A 1,902-nucleotide genomic window follows, 5' to 3' on the forward strand; every position below is an offset into this window, starting at 1 on the left:
ATCCAAATCAGCTAATGGAATACTACCAATATCACAAACACCAGCATTTAACTGGCTGTTTATACTATCTTTCAATGACGATATAACTACATAAAGATCTGTAACCGTTCCTTTTCCCGGAATCAATTCATCATCTATAATGAGGTTAAAAAGACCACTGGGAGAATTCAGTTCAAGTATATACTCTAACTGAATTCCTATCTCTAAAGCATTTCCAATAATCCTTTTATTTTCCATCCTTCCTGTTTTCTCAAGGCTGCTCTAATATCGTTTGGTAATTCAAGCTTGTTTTTTGGATCTGCCGTACTACCAGACCAGCGAAAACCACCCGTATTATCAGGAGAAAATCGATGTATATCCCCATTACTATCCATAGTATACTTGGCCTTATTCTCCTTACCTTCTACTACCCGAGATATTGAATTTTCAAATAGCGAAAGTGAATTTTTAGATTCAATACCTGCATTTGGCCTATTATATTCACATTGACCTACTTAAGGTAGCATCCCAGCCAGTTGGCTGGGATGTCATATCAGGCAGGTAACTTAGCAAGTAAACTGTTTACCTTTTCTGTATCTCCAGGTTGAAGCTTCAGATACTTTTCACACGCCAGATGAACATATTCATAACACACCTTTTCACTAACAATGATCGTGTCTTCTTCTTCTGGTGGATAACCATAAGCAAACTCAACGCCTTCAAAGTGTTCTTCATCATAACAACTATTTAAATCAGGGAAACTACAATAAGCGCCATCTACATGGAAACTGTCCTTATGAAGGATATAATTAACAGATTTTAAAAAACAGCCTTCAATAAACATACGATCAAAATAAGACTCCAACACCCAATAAGGATTGGATTTGTCATATGGTTGACCAAATAGTTCAATATTCATTCCCCCCTCCTTTATTTAGGATGAAAATTACTTACCATTCCTGTTTTCTGATCTATATAGACCCTGAAAGTAACACCGCCAGCAGTAGCGTCATACGACTGTTCTCCTTTTGATATAGCATTTTTATATCCACTTGCTGCTGCCTGCTGCCCCAACTGCAACATTTTCTCATCCGTAAAAACTTTCGGATCATATATAGTTTTGGGAAGCTCTGCTGCTTTATACCCTATTATATTCCCAGCTCTATCATATGACGGAATTTGATATATAACATGAGTAATACCTTTAGTTTCTGTAGGAGTTTCACTAACAATTTTCACATTATATTGTTTAGCAGCAGCATAAAATTCACTCGCATTATGCGCCCCGCTAATCCCCTTCTTCTGGTTAAACCCATCAAGCTGCGCCAAGTGTTCCGGCTGGTTAATTTTAAATCCAATACCCGAAGGATACTGATTAGCCTTACTAACCATTCCGGTTAACTTGTCACTGGCTGCTTTGCCAAGCACCGGCGTCACTGAAGATGCAACAATCTTCATTCCGTCATAGGTTGATACATACTGCTCAGCCGTGGTTTTATCAACTCCAAATTGTGCCATCGCATAGTTTACCATCGCATCCTTCACCTGCTGCTGGTTTTGCGCATCCACACTGGTGATATCAAGCAGGTTTACTATCTGGCCGTAAGCATCCGCGTACTGCTGGCTGACCTTTGAGTTGTAGTTGCCGGTTTCGTACTCGCTTCTGATTGCGATAACTTCCAGACGCGCGCTGGCACAGGCTGCGCTACCTGCCTGACCATTACCGCACGCCTCCAACACTTTTCGGTCACGGCTGATGTCAAGCTCTGTCAGACGGGCTACATCCTGCTGCGCCTGTTCTCGTACGGCGGGATCCTGGCTGTTGAGTTTTTGCTTCGCTAATTCAAGCTCTGTCTTTTCCCCGACGTGAAGGCTGTTGTGCTCCACTTCCACCTTCGCGGCATTCGCGCCAGGCGCGGCCAT

Annotated in this window: 4 protein-coding genes; all 4 read right to left on the reverse strand. The window is 41.9% G+C overall.

The annotated features are described in order from the left end of the window. Positions 1-237 (reverse strand): Imm42 family immunity protein (locus tag JJB97_RS17775; protein WP_238715408.1); only part of this gene is annotated, 237 nt, incomplete at its 3' end. Then, complete coding sequence (locus JJB97_RS17780) at positions 204-374, reverse strand: hypothetical protein (protein ID WP_238715409.1); 171 nt, start codon at positions 372-374, stop codon at positions 204-206. The genes JJB97_RS17780 and JJB97_RS17775, both read right to left, overlap by 34 nt. A 158-nt stretch (positions 375-532) precedes the next feature. Then, positions 533-898 carry a ribonuclease toxin immunity protein CdiI gene (gene cdiI / locus JJB97_RS17785; RefSeq protein ID WP_238715410.1) on the reverse strand — a complete coding sequence of 122 codons (366 nt, stop codon included), beginning with the start codon at positions 896-898 and terminating at the stop codon, positions 533-535. A gap of 11 nt (positions 899-909) precedes the next feature. Further along, on the reverse strand, positions 910-1,902 hold a 993-nt coding region (locus JJB97_RS17790), incomplete at its 5' end, for a CdiA family toxin C-terminal domain-containing protein (RefSeq protein WP_238715411.1).

Origin of the sequence: Tenebrionibacter intestinalis (assembly GCF_016632365.1) — a bacterium.
In the GTDB taxonomy this organism is placed as follows: domain Bacteria; phylum Pseudomonadota; class Gammaproteobacteria; order Enterobacterales; family Enterobacteriaceae; genus Tenebrionibacter; species Tenebrionibacter intestinalis.